This is a genomic window from Blautia sp. St.27G3, from assembly GCF_059728505.1.
In genome coordinates, this window is record NZ_BAAGFO010000002.1 from 187,307 (window position 1) to 203,068 (window position 15,762).

The window sequence follows — 15,762 nt, forward strand, 5'->3', positions numbered from 1 at the left end:
ATCAGCCCCCTTTCTTCTTGAAATTTCTTCGTAGCCCCTCACGGTCCGGCTTCGTCTGCTCCATCCGCCAACAGTTTTTCAGATATTCCCGGCCCTCTTCGGTCTGTGAATTTTCATAAATCATTGCTTCACGCATGAAAAACAGATAAACGTCAATCTCCATTTCCTGCACTTCGTAAATGTCTATATGGCAATAATCCATCACCAGTTTTTCCGGGCGTGTAAGCAATGTGTACGGTATCTCTTCCCCTTTATCCTGGCGTGGATAAAAGGGCATGGCTAGTTTGGGTTTGTTTTCAGTTCGTCCACAAACGACATATAGGCTTCCAGGATTGCCGTACACTCTTCTATGTCGTAATCCTCCAGGTCCTTTTCCGTCACCCTTACACGGTTCATATTGTTGTTAAGGACTGCCGCCAACAGTCTGTAAATGGCTTCCGTGTCCTCCACCGTGGCGTTTTCCTCTTCCACGTCCTGGATTTCCTTAATGGCTTCAAAAACCTGTTTCTGCGGCATCCTCACAATGATTTTCCTGCCCTTTTCCACCACGTTCCCGTCCCCGTCCACCTTGTCTTTCAGCGTGAACGGCCAGAACGTCCTTTTCAGCTTGTTGCAATTAAATTCCTTTACTGCCATGCCCTCATTCTCCTTTCATGGAATAAGCGGCCTGGGGGCTTCTCCCTGGCCGCTCTTACGGTCTTATACTTCGCCGCCGGGTTCCTCTTCTCCGCCTTGTCCCCCTCCGCTTTCGGGTCCTGCTGCTTCCTCTGTAGCGTCCATATCCTCTTCATACAGAATAAGCGTGCCCTCCTTGTCCATGGGCTGTGCCTTAAACTCTGCATCAATGACGGTTTCGCTGTCCTTGGCAAATGCAATGGTAAATCCGGCCTGGTTGTTTCCAACGATTGTTACCCTTACGTCCCCGTCCACCGGGTCTTTATGTACAAAATGGATAACATACCGCTTTCCATCCGCATTGCCGATTCCTCCAATCTTCACAATGCGTTTCTTCTTTGCCTTGTCCTCCGTGACCCTTGCGGTCTGGCATAATTTCTGTAACGTGGTTCCGCACCAGGTCATAATCCCGGATTTAAAGGTTGCTTCCTCTTCCGTTATGATGACCTTGGAAACCTTTCCCATATCGTCTTTGGCTTCGTAGAAAGACGGTGCATATTCGATTTCAGCACCGCCTTTGATATAGCCCAGGCGGTTTTCTTCCGTTTCCAATGCTTCATTGGTTGGCAATTCCTTGTCCGTGCCCTCAAACTCCGTACAATACAAATCGCCGGAACCTAAGACAATGCTTTCTTTGTTCATGCTCTTTTCGCTCCTTTCGTTTTGGTAAGCAGCCCCTTTACCTCATAGGCCGTCTGGAAACATTCTTCATCCTGGATAGGGGCCAGGTACATTTCATATTCCACATCCGGGAAAATTTCCGCTTCCATCTTTCCGGCCAGGTCCTCCCGTTCTTCATCATCCGCCACGGTATATAATTCCAGGTCAAAATCCCTGGCCTTTAAATTGTTTAGGTTGTCCGCTCCCCTGCCCGTATCATGCGGAAGCATATAAACCATATAGGGAAGCGGCGGCACCGGGTCATCAACGGTTCCCTCAAATTGGTTCTTCGCAAGCGGTATTCCGTGTTTTACAGAAAATGCCTTTGCCCTCTGCACAAGTTCTTCAACCCCCACGCTATCCCCTCACTTTCTGCGTTATCTTCTGTACGGCCAATTCCCCCAGGGTATCATTTACGGGGCCGATATGTTCAAACGCCCTTACCCTGCCGCCGTGCCTTGCCTGGTGCCCTTTTTCCAGTAAATGGGTCAGTTGGTAATTTTTCTTGTTATACACGGAATATCCGTTCAATCCAGTAATTGCGGATGCCCTGCTGCCCCTTACGTCATGCGTCCAGTCCTTGGTATATTTCCCGGTTCTCTCCGTGTACGGTCCGCCCTGCTTCAACGCCTTTTCCGCTGCGGCGGCGGTTTCTTTCAAGCCCTCATTTACGGCTTGTTTCAACTCCCCGTTTGTCCATTCCTCCAACTGTGACATTATGGCATCCCCCAGGCCGTCAATGGATGTCCTCAATTCTTACCAGCCCTTTCCCCGGCGTAAAGTTCAATCTTCCCGTTGCTTTTGGGGCCGTATGTCCGATAGACAGCCAATGTCCTGCCGTCCACCACTATTTCCGTCTGTCCCTCATATTCAAATCCCCAAACCTCAACCATCATGGATGCCTTGAAACTTTTCTGCCCTGCTGCCGTAAATTCATCACGGCCTACCGGGTGGATTGTCCCATAGGCTTCTTTTTCCAGGTATTCCTTTGGGTTCTTTTTAACCAACAGTTTCACTATTGCTTCGATTGTAGCCACCGCCCTTTATTTTCGTGCAAATCATGTTGTATGATTCCATCAACTCTTTGTGGTTGTCCGGGTGTCCAAAGTTTGCATCCGCATAGAGTAAAGCGGCTTCCACAATCAACGGGTCCTTTATGTCCTCCGGCCCTAAGTATGACGGATGCACCCCTATCCGCTTTAGGTCTGCAAGGGCAACCTCTACCAGTTGCCCCACGTCTATGTCCAGGGTGTCAGTTGACATTTTGCGAATCCGCAATTTTGCCCTGGAAATCAGTTCTTCCTTTGTCATGCCCTGCCGCCTTTCCTGCTTCCTACTTTGCCGCTGCCGGATTCTTTACACGGATGAATCCATTCTTGGCAACCACGTTTCCGCCCATGAACACATCCGCACGGTAGGCAACCTGGCCCTGCTTGAATTTGTAATGCTCGGATTTCTTTGCATCAATATCACTGAAAATTGCCACTTCATAATTGCTTAACGGGCCGTATGCCATGGCATATGCCCCGGCGGTTCCTCCAACCTCTCCGCAAGCGGAATTTATGATAAAAGGCACTTCATCAATGGTTCCCGTGTTGCCATGGTTCTTGATTGTGTACACCTTGCGGCCCTGCTTGTCACGCAACTTTGCGAACTTTTTAAGGTCCTTTTTATTGAGGATAAGCACGGCAACGTCCTCCACATCTTCATCACCGCCATAGGAATAAATGATTTCATCCAGGGTCCCGTCATCAATGGCCGTAATCGTGGTGATGTCCGTGGACGGGTCAATGACCTGCTCCTTTTCTTCTGTGGGATTGAAAAAGATGCCACGGAACTTTCCAGTGCCGCCCGGCCCCACTAAAATCTGTCTGGAAGCGTAACGCTTGATTGCACGGGTCACGCTGTCCTCCACCACGGCATCATAATCCGCATCCGGCAATTTAATCATTTCTTCCGGCTCTTCGGCATAGGCCGTAATTTTCTCCCGTACAATCTCCGCATAGTTAAATTCCGGCTCGGAAGCGTTGTAGTCTGCTCCCTCTGCGGTGCTTCCTGCCCCGTCCCCATAAGAAACCACATAGGGCCGTCTGTAGCTTTCGCCGCCCGGAAGCGGAACGGTATGCACCCGGTCAATGAGGGAAGAAACATTGTTGAACGTGGGGGAAATGTCCGGGCTGTCATGCTGCGGCATCACAATCCCGTTGGCGGTGGAAAGTGCGTTCTTGGGACTTGCCAACGCCTTTGCCTTAAAAGTGACTTTCTTCCCGTCCTTTAAGGCCCTGCCGCTCTTTGCCCTGGCCTGGTTCTTCGGCTCCTGGCTCCCCTCTCCGGCTCCCGGTTCCTCTGCCCCCTCTTCCGGGTCCGCTGTCCCTGCTGCGGCTGCTGCCGCCATCAATTCTTCCCTTGTCTTGATTTCATCCAGGATTTCACCAATCAGACGCATTTCGTCCATGGCATCCGTCAATTCCTGGCCGGAAAACACCTGGGCTTTCTTCCCCAGGTCCGCCGCCCGGTTTTTAAGTTCCTTTTTGGAAAGTTTCATCAACTCTTCTCTTGTCATTGCTATGTTCTCCTTTCTTACTCCCTCACCTGGTCATGTACTCCATGGCAAGTGAAACAATCTCTTTCCGCCTGTCCTGCTCCCCGGTGTCCTGCTGCCCTGCTGCACTCTCCGGCTTTAAAATCTCCCCTGGCGTATTATGGCAATACAGTTTCGTGTAATCCTGCACCGCTGCGGCAATGGTGTTTTCCTCCCCCACCTTTACCCGGAAATACTCCGCCGCCTGGGTTCCGTTCAGCCACGTTTCTGCTTCCATCAGCCCTTTCACCGTTTCAATGTCTACTCCATCCGCCAGGTGTTCGGCGTAAATGCTCCAAATGCCGCTTTCCACTGCATCCAGGGTTTCCGCCATCTTCCTAAGTTCCGTGGCGTTCCCCTCGCACCCTGCCCATGGCTTGTGAATCATCAGATAAGCGTTTGACGGTATGGTGGGCATATCGCTGTCCGCAAAGGCAATGACGGAAGCAATGGACCCGGCCAGGGCATCCACATGGACGGTTTTCTTTCCCTGGTATCTTTTCAGCATATTGTAAATGGCAATCCCGGCGAATACGGAACCGCCGCCGGAATTGATGTATATGTTCAAATCCTTTCCCCCGGCTTCCGCAAGGAAATTCTTGATTGCTTCCGGGTACTGGTCCTCTTCCTGCCACGCTCCCCACCAGTCTGAAACAATATCCCCGTAAAAATACAGGTCCACGGTGGTTTCCGTTGCGTTCTTGAACTCATAGAACCGTTCCACGGTTGCGTGTGCCCCGTCCCGGCACGCCATAAATTTTTTCTTTATGCCCGGCATCCTCCTAACCCCCTTTCATGGCCGTAAAATAAGCACGGGCCGCCGCTTCCATTGCCCGGCGTTGTCTGTCCTGCTGCCCCGGCGGCGGTTCCCCATCTCCGCCCTGCTGCCCGTCCTTTCCCACTTGGTAAAGACTCTGGTCCCCGGCTTTTACATAGTTCAGCGAAACCATACGCACGTCCCCGTCCTCCGTTGGCGGATAATACATAAGTGCCCGGTATTCGTTTATTGTCATGGCTCCACGGTCAAACATATTTCCGCCTATTGTGTCCCTGGTCTGCAATGTCGCATACTGCAAAAGGTTGGCGGTAAACTCTATCTTGTTTCCATACCCTATTTCCCGTGGCGTAAGAAGTTTAAATGTGAACTCATAACCCAACTGGATTGCTATTGGCTCAATCACATTTTCATAAAATGAAATCCATTCCTGGTCTGAAAGGGTGGAAGTCAGCACCTTTTCATTCACGCCGTAATAGCGGTATACGTTGTCACGTAAGAAAGTAATCTGTGCCGTAGGCACGTTTGGGGTCCGCTGTGCTATCTCCTTAAATTCCACGGTGCTGTCAATCGCCGCAATTCCTCCGGCGTTTTCTTTGTTCATGTAGGCATCCTGGAAATCCCTGGCTATCTTTTTCAGTTCTTCATCATCCGCCAGGTTGCTATATTTCAAGTACCCGGCAAGCGAATTGGAACGGTTCACCATATTTTTTATGATTTCCCCGGATGTTTCCACAAGGTCCAGGCTCCGCTTTAACTCAATATCCGGGGACGTTCCCAGGAACCGCTTTTTGTTGTACCTTGCCTTTATGTGGATGACGTTCTGGTAAGGCACCGTGTACGTTTCCCCGTCATAATCCCAACGGAAACGGAATAGGACGTTGTGGCGGTCATCCTCAAAAATGCGGTAACTTTTCGTTGTAATCGGTTGTATGCTCGTTACCCTTGTAAAATCCTCATTGTAAAAAATCACGGAAAAGGAATTGGAAGTATAAACCAAATCGGATGCTATGCGGTAAAGGAAATCATAGGTTGACATTTCCGGGCATGGCCGCAAGGTCAAAATCCTTGCCAGATAGTCATTTTTCACCGTCAGCCCTTTTTCATCCTTTCGGATTACCTGGGGCTGTAGCTTGCCCACGTTCTTTGCTATGGCATCCGCTATGGCTCCCACAATGTCATTATCCCGTAACGTCCCCGTTGGCACATATTCCCCACGGCTCAATAAAAGCGGTCTGTACTTCGCCCTAAAGGCTCCAAACACGTTTGCAATGATTCCCGTACTATTACCCCCTTTCCTCAAAAATAGGCCCATGGAACACGCCCATGGACCCATTGTAAATATATTCGTGTTGAAATTCTGACCCACTTTAAAATCCTGCTGCCGGATGCCGCCTTATGCCGCTTCGTTCAGCAGCTTCTTTCCAATCTCGCTATGGTATTTTGAAACCATTGTCATTGCATCAAATACAGAAACCGCCCCGTCTATCCTTAACCGCTTTTCAATCTTTACGGGCTTCATGCGGCTGTCATTCATATTGATTTCCACGGCCACGTTCAAAAGGTGGGATGCCAAAAGGGTATTGTCCCCCAGGTTATACTTTCCGTCCTTTAAATCCCCCTCGAATTGGTGTAGGATAGGCGTTAGGTTGGTGCCCTGGTAAACGTCATCCGTCTGGAACCCGGCCATTTTAAGTTCGTCTATCAAATACCCTGCCATATATCGGTCATAGCCTATTTTCAGAGGACGGATTTTATAAACCTTTACCAGTTCTATGAACCATTTGTAAACGTCCTTGTAATCCACCTGGTTTTCCCCGGATATTTCCAGGAACCCCCGTTCCCGGTGCAGATTGTAGGGCACGTTATCTTCATTCACGGCCACTTCATACCGTTTCTTGGGCATATAGAATTTTGTTATGACGTTCCATTTCCCGTTCTTCCAGATAACGATTGATGCCGCCGTAAGGTCCGTTGTGCGTGAAAGGTCTATGCCACCCACGCAATAACAACCCCGGAACTGCTCCAAAGTAAGGTGTATGTCCTCGTTTACGGCTTTCATCACGTCCCAATAGTCAAGCCATGCCACACTGGAATTTTGCTTGATATTACAGTATTTTGTAAGGAACTCCACTTTCTTTGAAAGGGATGCCCTTGCAATTTCTATCTGCTCAATGTAAAATTCCTCTGTCACGGAAACGCCCAGGTTGGGATTGCTCTTTTTCAGTTCTTCCAGGCTGTCCCATTTCTCTATATTGTCAATCATGTAGAGGAAAGGCAGAATCCGGCTTTCCTTGGAATTGCCCTTTAGGAATGACGTTGCACGCCGCATCAGTTCGTCATATACCCCGTCATTTATGTACCCTGCCGTTGATATGGACAATATAAGCGGCTGCTTCCTTGCCCCCAGGGCGGAAGTCATTACTTCATACTGTTTCAAGCCCTGGTCCCCTGGCCAGGCTTCCATTTCATCATTGACAACCATCTGCGGATTGAAACCGTCTGATTTTTTGGAATTAAAGGCAATCTTTTTGATGCTTGTGTTAAATTCCTTGATGTAAATGTCACTCCGGCGTTTCTTCGTGATGCTTTTCAGTTCTTTATCTGCCTGGACAATCTGGTAAAACGCATCATACACAAGGTCCGCCTGGTCCAGTTTAGGGGCAAGGAAATAAACTTTTGCCCCATACTCCCCATCTATATACGCCATGTATGCCGCTATAGCGGCGGCGAATAATGTTTTCCCGTTCTTACGGGCAACAACAACGAAAACCTCCCTAAACTGCCTATACCCGGTCTTTTTATCCATGATGCCGAATATGGCACTTACAATGGCTTTCTGCCACAATTCTAATTTCAGTAAATCGTTCCGGCCCTCGGAATGGTGGCAAAACTCTTCTATGAAACCTATTGCTTTTCCTGCCTTTTCTCCGTCAAAATCCCACTTGCCACTTTTAAGGCCATCCACAAGTATTTTGTAAATGGTCCTTATCCACTCGCCTACCGTTACGGTGCCGTTTTGTATGGCATCCCAATACTGAAAGATATAATTATTTTTCATTCCTCAACGCCGCTAATCTGCTTATGTTCTTTTTCTCCTTTGGCGGCAGATATTCAATAAGCGTGTGGATTATGGCCGTATACTGGCGTGAATATTTTTCATAAATCGTGGCGGACGGATGGGCCTTTACAAACTTCTGGGAAGCGTTCACCGTTTCCGTTGTAAGCCCCTCTTTCTTCAATTCTTCCTTTGCCTGGAAGCACGCCACTTTCAGAAAAGCCGCTTCCTCTATCAGTGAATTTACCAGGTTTTTCTTGTCCCCGTCATCTATCCCGTCAAACATTGGCTTTAAAAAATCTATCTCCTTTTTTATTCGGGCCGGTGTGATTTTGTTTATTCTTCTCTTAGGTTTCGTGTCGGATTTCTCTTTATTTTCATCCAGTTTTTCCGCCTTTTTTGGCGTGTCGGTTTTCTTCGACTTACTTAAAGAAGATTTTTTCTTTTCCTCCATGTTCATCCCCCCTCATATGCGTGCGACCCTGCGGAGTTTTTTTGAGGTATCTCCCTCGGTTCTTCCGGCCCCTCCAAAATTCTGCCCACCGGGGGGGCGTACCCTCTCCTTTTCTCCTGGCGGCGGCAGCAGGTTCCCGTTTCCGTCAAATCGGTAACGTGCGGCGTGCTTCGCCTTATGCTCCTTGTTGTGGCAATCCTCACAAACCAATTCCAGATTGTCCAGGGCAAGCGTTACCCTGGCATCATGGATATTGCCAGGCGTTATATACTTCTTGTGGTGGACAATCACACCGGGAACGAAACGCCCGGCGGCTCTGCACCGCTCGCACAATCCGTTTGCACGCTTGATTGCTGTCTGCCTTGCTTTCTTCCAGGCATCCGACTGATAGAAACTCTTTGCATATTCTTTCAACTGCTGCCACCATCCTTTCTCTGTACATGATTAAGGGCCTACAGATATTCCCATCCATAAGCCCATGTTAATATAAATCATCCCCATATTCTGACCCGTTTACTGTATGCCCTGCTGCCGCCTGGCTACTTTGTGATTTCCTGGGTAAACTTTGTAATGTTCGGGACAAACTGAAATGTCCATGCTTCATCCCGGATAGATATAATGTTCCCATCCTCATTGATTGCCAGGACTTCAATAAACCTGGGCTTTACAATCGTGTCCCTATTACTGTAATCCATATCATCCGGCATCCGCACTTCCATTAGTGCTATGGCGTTTAATACCATTCCCCCATGTATTACTTTGAATCTGCTTAAATCAATTCCCATCTTCCATTCCTTTCCCACCCGGCAACATATCCATTGCCTGGGCAATCCGTGTTATAAATTCCGTCCGATACTCATAGAACTGGCGGCGGCCACACAAGGCATCCGCTATGTATTCATAGGGCGTATTATATACAATGCTCTCATAAATCCTTTTCTGCATCTGCCACCTGGCCTGGATGCTCTCAATATTCTGGCAAGAAGAACACAAGGCATCTTCCACAACGGCGGCGGCCATAATGTCAAAGGCACTGGCCTTTCCGGCTTTTATTCTCTTTTTCCGCTTTTCGTTGCCTTGTATGATACTTCTGGCTACTGCCTTAATATCGGCATCCATCCTTTCCAACCTCTGCCCCCCCCCTATTCCTCATAGGTCTTTTTCTGCACTTCGGAACGCTCCACCTTTATGCTTTCCTTTGCCATCTTGGAAACCCTTGCCTTTATGCCCTGCCCTACGTCAATCGTGATGCCTTTCATGGCCTTTTCCTCTATGGCATCCACGGCCCGGAACATGATATTTACAACGCTCTGGTCAATGGGCTTTTCCGCCGTGCTGCTGAATAGTTCTTCAATACGGCTCTTTGCTTTCTGCACCCGTTCCTTACTTTCTGCATACTTTTTGGCTTCCTCACACTGGCACCTACACGTCACGGCTTCGTTTACTTCATCCTGGCCCCATCCCATCATTGTATGGACAACGCCGCCCTGACCGCAAAAGCGGCAATATCCCGTCTGGCTCTCCACGCCCTCCGGCATTTCCCGGCCCTCTTCCTGCTCCATTTCCCTTAAATCCTCTTCTGGTATCGCATGGCCGCCGTCTGTCTTTTTTTCTCATGCCTTATCCTCCCCTTTCTTTGCCTGGTTATAGGCATCCATGGCAACGGTAAGCACCGCCGCCGACTGCTCCACGCTCAACTGTGTGCCCGTCACCAGAAATGCCAGGTTCTTGTTTATGGTTTCCAACGTATCTTCCAACGTCATGTTCTTTAGCGGCTTCCCGGCGGAAAGGTCTGCAATGGTCTTTATTATCGGCACCTTGAAATATTCGTCTACTGCTGCCATGTTGGCGTTTATGGTGCTTTCCGCCCGTGTCGGCGTGTGCTTTTCACACTTGCGGCAATGCTCCCGGCAGAACATACGCCCCATTGGAACGCCGTCACACTTCCCGTCAATCCACGGGGCGTTCAGACACTTGGCAAGCGGCATCTTTCCGGGTTCCTGCAAATAATCCAGGATTTCCGCCTTTGCTTCCTCCGCCCCATGGCATACCGCTGTCTTATAGCCCTGCTGCCGCAATCCGGCCATAAATGCTTCCTGCTCCGGCGTTGCTTTGTTCCGGCCATACTTCATTTCCAGATAAAGGCCGTGGAAATTATGGCTTGCCACGGGCAGACACACATCCGGCACGCCGCTTTTCAGCCCCATGGCCTTTAATACCGCCCCGTTTGTCCGCTTCCCCTCGTTTGGGACGTGGTACATAAGGGAAAGGCACGGCAGGACGTGCATATTGTTCCCGGCCCACATAAAAAGAGCCATTTGCTCCGTGGTTTCCCCTTTCTTCATGTTCTGCATCCTCATTTTCCAAACCTCCTATTCTTCCTCAATGGCATATTCCCGTTTACGCCGCTTTAGATCCTCCAACATCCTTTCCAGGATGCCCGTTTCCTCTTCATTCAGCCAGGTATAATATTTTTCAATCATCCTTACGGCGTGAAGTTTCCGGGCGTTTGCCTTTTCCTCTTCGGTTGTGTCGGTATCTGACACATTGGCTTCCCTGGTTTCCTCTTCCTTGGTCTTTCGGTGCTTTTTCTCTTCGGTCATGGCCTTTATTTCTTCCGCACCCATGCCGCCTTTGTCCTCGGAAGCCTTTGCAATCTCTTTTTGGGTTCCCTCGTCTGCCCTGGATGCTTCCATGGCCGCCGTGATGCCCATATTGCCTTTCTGGAACTGTTCTTTCACTTCCGGCGTGGCGTTCTGGTCTATGGTATTAAGGGTCCTTATCTTCGGCACGCTCTCCCCCATCACTGCCGCCACATAATCCCGGACCCTCTCCCCTGCTTCCAGGACAAGCAAGCCCTCTTTCCGTGCCTGGGTCAATACCTCTTTCCAGTCCGCCGCCTGGGTCATAAGGTCATAATCCGACATTTTGCGGTTGAACGTGTTGCCGATTAAAAGGGCAATCCGAAATTCTATTTCCGTCATATCTTTGTAGCGGCAAGGGACGGTTTCAAACTCTTCTTTCCCCTCTGCCACAAGGATTTTTATACCTCCCAGGCGGCGGTGGCCGGAAACAAGCCAGTATTCCCCATTTACACGCCCCAATACAAGGGGCTGCTGCAACCCGTCCATTTCAATTCCCGTGGCTATTTCCTGCAATTCGTCCATGCTGTATTTATTATGCGCCGTCACAACAATGTCCCGGTAGTCCAGGTTGATTTCCCGGTAATCCTTGTTTTCCCCTGCTTCCGCCCTGGTTGCGGCGTTCACGACATCCAGAATATTAAATCCCATCCCTTAACCCCTTTCCCCTGCTTCCAGGTTCCCAAATTTCTGTACATACTCCGCCACAAAGGCTTTATAATCCTGGGCGGCTCCGCTGCGTACACTGTAGCGTGTCGGTGTCTGGTGGTAGAACGTGGCATCCTTGGCCTTTGTGGAATGTCTGATTTTCTGTGAGAAAACAGGGCATCCGCTCTTTGCCCTCAACCAACTTTCCGCCGCTTCGCTTGTGTCCGACTTCTCATAGTCCGTGATAAGCACCCCGGCAATCCTGGCCTTTCGGTTCAACGCCTTAACCTGGTTTATCTGCTCCACCAGTTCTTCCAGACCGTCCAACGAATAGGCATCCAGGCACACGGGAATGATGATTTCATGGGTTGCCACCATGGCGTTTATGACGTTCATCCCCAGGTCCGGCGGATTGTCTATGATGCAATAGTCATATTCCCCGGCAACTTCCCCCAGGGCGGTTTTATAACGGTCATGCTGTGCATGGTCCTGGTCTGCCTTTACGGCAAGTTCCGCCAACTCCATGAAATAGTTGCAAGGTATTACATCCAGTTTTTCATCCGCCGCAATCCCGGAAACCCTCCGAATACTGTTTTCTCCCATATGGCCGGTCCGCATAATCCGGCACGCTTCCGCCTCCTGGTCCCGGTTGTATACCTCAAACATACGGGAAGCGTTCCCCTGCTTGTCATTGTCAAACAACAATACCCTGCTACCAGGCCGCTTTCTTTTCTTGTCCCCCTCTGCCAACAGTTCCGCCATGGAAACGGCTGTGGTGGTCTTGGCACACCCACCCTTTAAATTGATGACTGAAACAATCTTCATTTCTTGTTAGGCTCCTTTCGCTTAATCTTCACCATACGGGCGTATATGTAGAACGCCGCATTGATTCCGTTGTACTTAACCTCTGCATCCAGAAATTCAAATCCAGGGTATGCTTTTTCCATCTGGCTTTTCAGTTCTTCATGGTCCCTTGCCATCCGCTCCACATTGCCCTTTTTAAACTTTGAATAGCTTCTTGTCGGCTTGTCCGGCTTTTTAAGGTTCTTTGACGGGCACCATCTTTTTGTCCCGTGTGGGTTCTGTGATATGTACGTGGCAAGCCCGGTTATAAGGAAATCGTCATCCGGCTTTATCCTCCTGGTGTTCGGTCTGTCACATTTTCCCCATAGTTCTTCCAGTTCGTCCCGGTCCATCCCGTCCCCGGATAACAGAATATGGAAGTGTGGGCGTTTGTACCCGTCAAAGGCAAGGATATAAATATATTTTGCATTGTCCAACCCGTCTTTTTTCCGGCGGCGGTTTATCCGCTTTATGAAATTGGTTATATCTTTCCTGGCCCTCTCTTCATCACCAGGCAGACAACCATCATTCCATCCAAATGTGGCCCAAATATCACCCTTGCCGAAATTGATATTTGCCAGGCGTATCAGATAACGTCTTGCGTTCTTATCGTTTAGGTTCCGCTGTGACGGCCTGGTTTCCCTCTTCTTTGCCGTTACTGGCATATCCTTTTTATCCTTAAAGGCCGGGTATACCTGGCTTTCCAGTAATACGGTTCCGTTCTGGATGTTCTCCGCCTTGGTGGTGGTTGTCCGATAAAGGCACGCCACCTTTCCATCCTTTAACAGCTTTTCCAACTCCCATTCTTCCAGGGTGTCACACTGTTTTTGGTATGCTTCCTCATAATCGTAATCATCATACAGTTTTTTCATGTTCCCCACCTTTATATGTCAAGCCCCTGCCCTCTTCCCTGCTCCCTGGGTATCTCTCCTTTCCCTCCCCTCCCTCCATCTTCCCATCACCATCACCCACCTATCCCTTTATATCTTCCTATAATTCCCGGGGCGTCCGATATGCTAATACCCATTACAAGGACGGGCAAGGGGCACCGCCCATTTAAAAAATCAGTCCAGAAATCCATCAAACGCTTTCTTTATCAGTGCAAAACCGAACAAGGCCAGGCCGGATATAATCAGCATTGCCGCCGCTACTGCCGCCATAATTATGTAAACTTCCATGTTTTCCGCCTTTCTTTCTATATATGGAAGAAAACCCTTTCTTTCCTCCATATCTTGTGCTATACTGTCCTTGTTAAGTTCCAACCCGGTTGCTTTTGGTGTTCCCCACCTTGCAACCGGGTTTCGCTTTCCCCGTTCATGCTTCCGGCAACTCTCCGAACATACTTTCGTATGTTTCCGTTGCGTAACGCATCAAAAGGGCTTTTGCTTCCTCTTCCTCTATCGCTTCACCATACGTCCTTTGGAAATCTTCCTCATGGGTCAACAGCCAGTTCCCTTTTTCAGATTTCCATAACTCGCAATCATACGTTTTTCCTACTTCTTGCCCCTGGAATACTGCACGCATTAAAGGGCTGTCATTTTTATACCATTTCCTTACTGCTGCCACCCGTTCCATCTTGTCCGTGTCATACTTCATTCCGCCAATCACAAACCGCATCCGGCTCCCCATGTTAAGTCCCTCACTTTCCGCCCTACTGCTGCAACTTATATTCTTCCACTATGTCCACAACCCGGTCCATGATGCTTTCCAGGGCTTCAACAGTCATGGCCTTATCGTCTATGTAGAAATCCGCATAGACTTTTCTTGTGTCATTCCCCCATCTTTCCATCTGCTCCGGCAACGGCTCATTCACCGCATCAAAGATAATACCCTGCTCTGTACACCATTCCACGGCATCTTTTAAATCCTTTCCGGCCCTGCTTGTCCAGAGGATAATTTTATGGCCGTTGGCTTTCAGCATCTTCACCGCCGCCACAACCTTTTCCTTTGGCCCCACGATTTCCGGGAACCTGGTAACTGCCAGTGTATTGTCAAAATCAACTGCATAAATCGCCATAGTCTTTTCCCTCGCTTTCTGCCTGGCCGTCTGCATCCGCCTGGCTCATTTCATATTTCAACAGCATGGCCGCCACCTGGACCATTTCACAAGCGGCATCCACGGCCTGGCGGTATATCGCCATTGGCTTTGCATCTTCCACCAGGAAACAAGCTATCTTTTTCCCTCTTACTCCATCCCACAACACGGCAAGGGAAGATTCCACGTTTTCCAGGGCTTCCTTTGCTTCCTCCAATTCTTCCAGGGTCACGGCGTAACCCTCATGGCGGCTATTGAATAAAGGGAACTTTTCGTTTGCCCTGTTCAGTTCTGCCTGGGCAGCGGCTTCAACCTCTGCCCTTAACTCATTCATTGCCATGGCTTCCATCCTCCTTTTCCCCGTCCGTGTCCTGGTCCTGCTGCCCGGTTCCGTCTATCGCTTCATAATGACTTCCATCCTCGCACGTTTCACATTCTCCGGCGGTAAATGTTTCACGCATGGCATTGTTTACGCACGTTTCACAACTCCATGTTTCCGTCCTTTTCTTTTCCCCGGCGGCTTCCCTGGCCTTTAACTTTTCCGCATTGTCCAGAATGATTTCATTAAGCCGTTCCCGTTCTGCCAGTTCCACGATACTTTTTAAGGTTTCCACACCCTTTTCCAACCGCTCTTCATCTGGCAGCATACGCAAGAAACGCCTGGCGGATGTAATCATGCTCTCAATCTCATAGTCCGGGTGTGGTTCCACTTCCGGCAGAATCTCCGGGGCTTCCATCTTCCCGGTAAGCATTTCCCGGACGTACTCATGGGGCACGTTGCACCTGGCCGCATTTCCCATTAACTCCGCCTTTGCCGCTTCCCTCATAAGTTTGTAAAATTCCGTGTACTTCATGTCCACTGTTCCGTCACTTGTGAATCCATCTAATAATCCCATGCCCTTTTCCTCTCTTTCTATCTGTAAATCCTGGATGCAAAACAATATAAAGGTTCTGCATCAATTTCCATTTCTTCCCGGTTCTTATAAATCATCAAAGAGAACCACTCTTCCCCCTCTTCATCCGTGAAACGGTTGGCGAACTTTTCAAACCCGAAACGGGAATTTATCCTTGCCCCCTCCACCACGTTTGACAGCTTCGCAATCTCACGGCTGCCCAACGTCACGCCCTCTTCATGGTACTGCTGCCACTTTCGGAATGTTTCTTTGAGATATTCCAGAAAATCCGGCTCCACCACGCCATTGATAGGCGTATAGCTTTTATACTTTGCTTCCGCCGCCCTTAATCTGTCCATCCTCTTTTCCTCGCTTTCCTGGCCCTCTGGCCATTTATCCAGGCACGCCGCCGCATTACCTTTTTCAACCTGGAAATCCCGGCCTTAAATTCCGGCCAATCCTTTATTTCCACCGTCACTTTCATTTCCGCCATTTTTT

Annotated in this window: 26 protein-coding genes; all 26 read right to left on the reverse strand. The window is 49.3% G+C overall.

Features of this window, described 5'->3' with window-relative positions:
- Nucleotide 1: 1 nt before the first annotated feature.
- The 26 genes from AC6I2O_RS10455 to AC6I2O_RS10580 all read right to left on the reverse strand — a co-directional run bounded on the left by AC6I2O_RS10455 (nt 2) and on the right by AC6I2O_RS10580 (nt 15,757).
- Nucleotides 2–202: a hypothetical protein gene (locus tag AC6I2O_RS10455; RefSeq protein ID WP_275443269.1), complete on the reverse strand. Its 201-nt coding sequence runs from the start codon at nt 200–202 to the stop codon at nt 2–4.
- A 77-nt stretch (nt 203–279) separates the two neighbouring features.
- Nucleotides 280–636, reverse strand: coding sequence for a hypothetical protein (locus AC6I2O_RS10460; RefSeq protein ID WP_497742605.1), 357 nt, complete (start codon nt 634–636; stop codon nt 280–282).
- Between the two features lie 63 nt (nt 637–699).
- Nucleotides 700–1,317 carry a hypothetical protein gene (locus AC6I2O_RS10465; RefSeq protein ID WP_304430470.1) on the reverse strand — a complete coding sequence of 206 codons (618 nt, stop codon included), beginning with the start codon at nt 1,315–1,317 and terminating at the stop codon, nt 700–702.
- Entirely contained in the window at nt 1,314–1,691 is a 378-nt protein-coding gene (locus tag AC6I2O_RS10470) for a hypothetical protein (protein WP_304430469.1), read from the reverse strand. The genes AC6I2O_RS10465 and AC6I2O_RS10470 overlap by 4 nt, the downstream gene beginning before the upstream one ends.
- 1 nt (nt 1,692) lies before the next feature.
- Entirely contained in the window at nt 1,693–2,052 is a 360-nt protein-coding gene (locus tag AC6I2O_RS10475) for an HK97 gp10 family phage protein (RefSeq protein ID WP_497742606.1), read from the reverse strand.
- 32 nt (nt 2,053–2,084) lie between these two features.
- Complete coding sequence (locus AC6I2O_RS10480; protein WP_300918008.1) at nt 2,085–2,351, reverse strand: hypothetical protein; 267 nt, start codon at nt 2,349–2,351, stop codon at nt 2,085–2,087.
- The gene (locus AC6I2O_RS10485; protein WP_172530985.1) at nt 2,335–2,646 is read right to left on the reverse strand and encodes a hypothetical protein; all 312 of its coding nucleotides are present in this window, start codon (nt 2,644–2,646) and stop codon (nt 2,335–2,337) included. The genes AC6I2O_RS10480 and AC6I2O_RS10485 overlap by 17 nt, the downstream gene beginning before the upstream one ends.
- A 22-nt stretch (nt 2,647–2,668) precedes the next feature.
- Nucleotides 2,669–3,898 carry a phage major capsid protein gene (locus tag AC6I2O_RS10490; protein WP_497742607.1) on the reverse strand — a complete coding sequence of 410 codons (1,230 nt, stop codon included), beginning with the start codon at nt 3,896–3,898 and terminating at the stop codon, nt 2,669–2,671.
- 25 nt (nt 3,899–3,923) lie between these two features.
- Entirely contained in the window at nt 3,924–4,694 is a 771-nt protein-coding gene (locus AC6I2O_RS10495; protein WP_300914017.1) for a head maturation protease, ClpP-related, read from the reverse strand.
- Between the two features lie 4 nt (nt 4,695–4,698).
- Nucleotides 4,699–5,994: a phage portal protein gene (locus AC6I2O_RS10500; protein ID WP_497742608.1), complete on the reverse strand. Its 1,296-nt coding sequence runs from the start codon at nt 5,992–5,994 to the stop codon at nt 4,699–4,701.
- 93 nt (nt 5,995–6,087) lie between these two features.
- Nucleotides 6,088–7,752 (reverse strand): terminase large subunit, encoded by a 1,665-nt coding sequence (locus AC6I2O_RS10505; RefSeq protein WP_497742609.1) that lies wholly within the window; start codon nt 7,750–7,752, stop codon nt 6,088–6,090.
- Nucleotides 7,742–8,203, reverse strand: a complete 462-nt coding sequence (locus tag AC6I2O_RS10510; protein WP_497742610.1) for a hypothetical protein — start codon at nt 8,201–8,203, stop codon at nt 7,742–7,744. Before AC6I2O_RS10510 ends, AC6I2O_RS10505 begins: the two co-directional genes overlap by 11 nt.
- A gap of 12 nt (nt 8,204–8,215) precedes the next feature.
- The gene (locus AC6I2O_RS10515; RefSeq protein ID WP_497742611.1) at nt 8,216–8,617 is read right to left on the reverse strand and encodes an HNH endonuclease; all 402 of its coding nucleotides are present in this window, start codon (nt 8,615–8,617) and stop codon (nt 8,216–8,218) included.
- Between the two features lie 125 nt (nt 8,618–8,742).
- Nucleotides 8,743–8,988, reverse strand: coding sequence for a hypothetical protein (locus tag AC6I2O_RS10520; protein ID WP_300914023.1), 246 nt, complete (start codon nt 8,986–8,988; stop codon nt 8,743–8,745).
- The gene (locus tag AC6I2O_RS10525; protein WP_497742973.1) at nt 8,978–9,322 is read right to left on the reverse strand and encodes a hypothetical protein; all 345 of its coding nucleotides are present in this window, start codon (nt 9,320–9,322) and stop codon (nt 8,978–8,980) included. The genes AC6I2O_RS10520 and AC6I2O_RS10525 overlap by 11 nt, the downstream gene beginning before the upstream one ends.
- A 23-nt stretch (nt 9,323–9,345) precedes the next feature.
- Nucleotides 9,346–9,765, reverse strand: coding sequence for a hypothetical protein (locus AC6I2O_RS10530; RefSeq protein ID WP_497742612.1), 420 nt, complete (start codon nt 9,763–9,765; stop codon nt 9,346–9,348).
- A 51-nt stretch (nt 9,766–9,816) separates the two neighbouring features.
- Complete coding sequence (locus AC6I2O_RS10535; protein WP_497742613.1) at nt 9,817–10,563, reverse strand: VRR-NUC domain-containing protein; 747 nt, start codon at nt 10,561–10,563, stop codon at nt 9,817–9,819.
- A gap of 12 nt (nt 10,564–10,575) precedes the next feature.
- A complete protein-coding gene (locus tag AC6I2O_RS10540) occupies nt 10,576–11,496 on the reverse strand; it encodes a ParB/RepB/Spo0J family partition protein (RefSeq protein ID WP_497742614.1) in 921 nt (306 codons plus the stop codon).
- Nucleotides 11,497–11,499: 3 nt separating this feature from the next.
- Nucleotides 11,500–12,318, reverse strand: coding sequence for a ParA family protein (locus AC6I2O_RS10545; protein WP_497742615.1), 819 nt, complete (start codon nt 12,316–12,318; stop codon nt 11,500–11,502).
- Nucleotides 12,315–13,208, reverse strand: coding sequence for a hypothetical protein (locus AC6I2O_RS10550; protein WP_251210286.1), 894 nt, complete (start codon nt 13,206–13,208; stop codon nt 12,315–12,317). The genes AC6I2O_RS10545 and AC6I2O_RS10550 overlap by 4 nt, the downstream gene beginning before the upstream one ends.
- Nucleotides 13,209–13,650: 442 nt before the next feature.
- Nucleotides 13,651–13,965, reverse strand: a complete 315-nt coding sequence (locus AC6I2O_RS10555; protein ID WP_497742616.1) for a hypothetical protein — start codon at nt 13,963–13,965, stop codon at nt 13,651–13,653.
- Between the two features lie 22 nt (nt 13,966–13,987).
- On the reverse strand, nt 13,988–14,353 hold the full coding sequence (locus AC6I2O_RS10560; RefSeq protein WP_497742617.1) for a hypothetical protein: 366 nt from the start codon (nt 14,351–14,353) through the stop codon (nt 13,988–13,990).
- Nucleotides 14,334–14,711: a hypothetical protein gene (locus tag AC6I2O_RS10565; RefSeq protein ID WP_497742618.1), complete on the reverse strand. Its 378-nt coding sequence runs from the start codon at nt 14,709–14,711 to the stop codon at nt 14,334–14,336. The genes AC6I2O_RS10560 and AC6I2O_RS10565 overlap by 20 nt, the downstream gene beginning before the upstream one ends.
- Nucleotides 14,698–15,267, reverse strand: a complete 570-nt coding sequence (locus AC6I2O_RS10570; RefSeq protein ID WP_497742619.1) for a hypothetical protein — start codon at nt 15,265–15,267, stop codon at nt 14,698–14,700. Before AC6I2O_RS10570 ends, AC6I2O_RS10565 begins: the two co-directional genes overlap by 14 nt.
- Before the next feature lie 17 nt (nt 15,268–15,284).
- Nucleotides 15,285–15,623, reverse strand: coding sequence for a hypothetical protein (locus AC6I2O_RS10575; protein WP_497742620.1), 339 nt, complete (start codon nt 15,621–15,623; stop codon nt 15,285–15,287).
- A complete protein-coding gene (locus AC6I2O_RS10580; RefSeq protein ID WP_497742621.1) occupies nt 15,611–15,757 on the reverse strand; it encodes a hypothetical protein in 147 nt (48 codons plus the stop codon). The genes AC6I2O_RS10575 and AC6I2O_RS10580 overlap by 13 nt, the downstream gene beginning before the upstream one ends.
- Between the last annotated feature and the right edge of the window lie 5 nt (nt 15,758–15,762).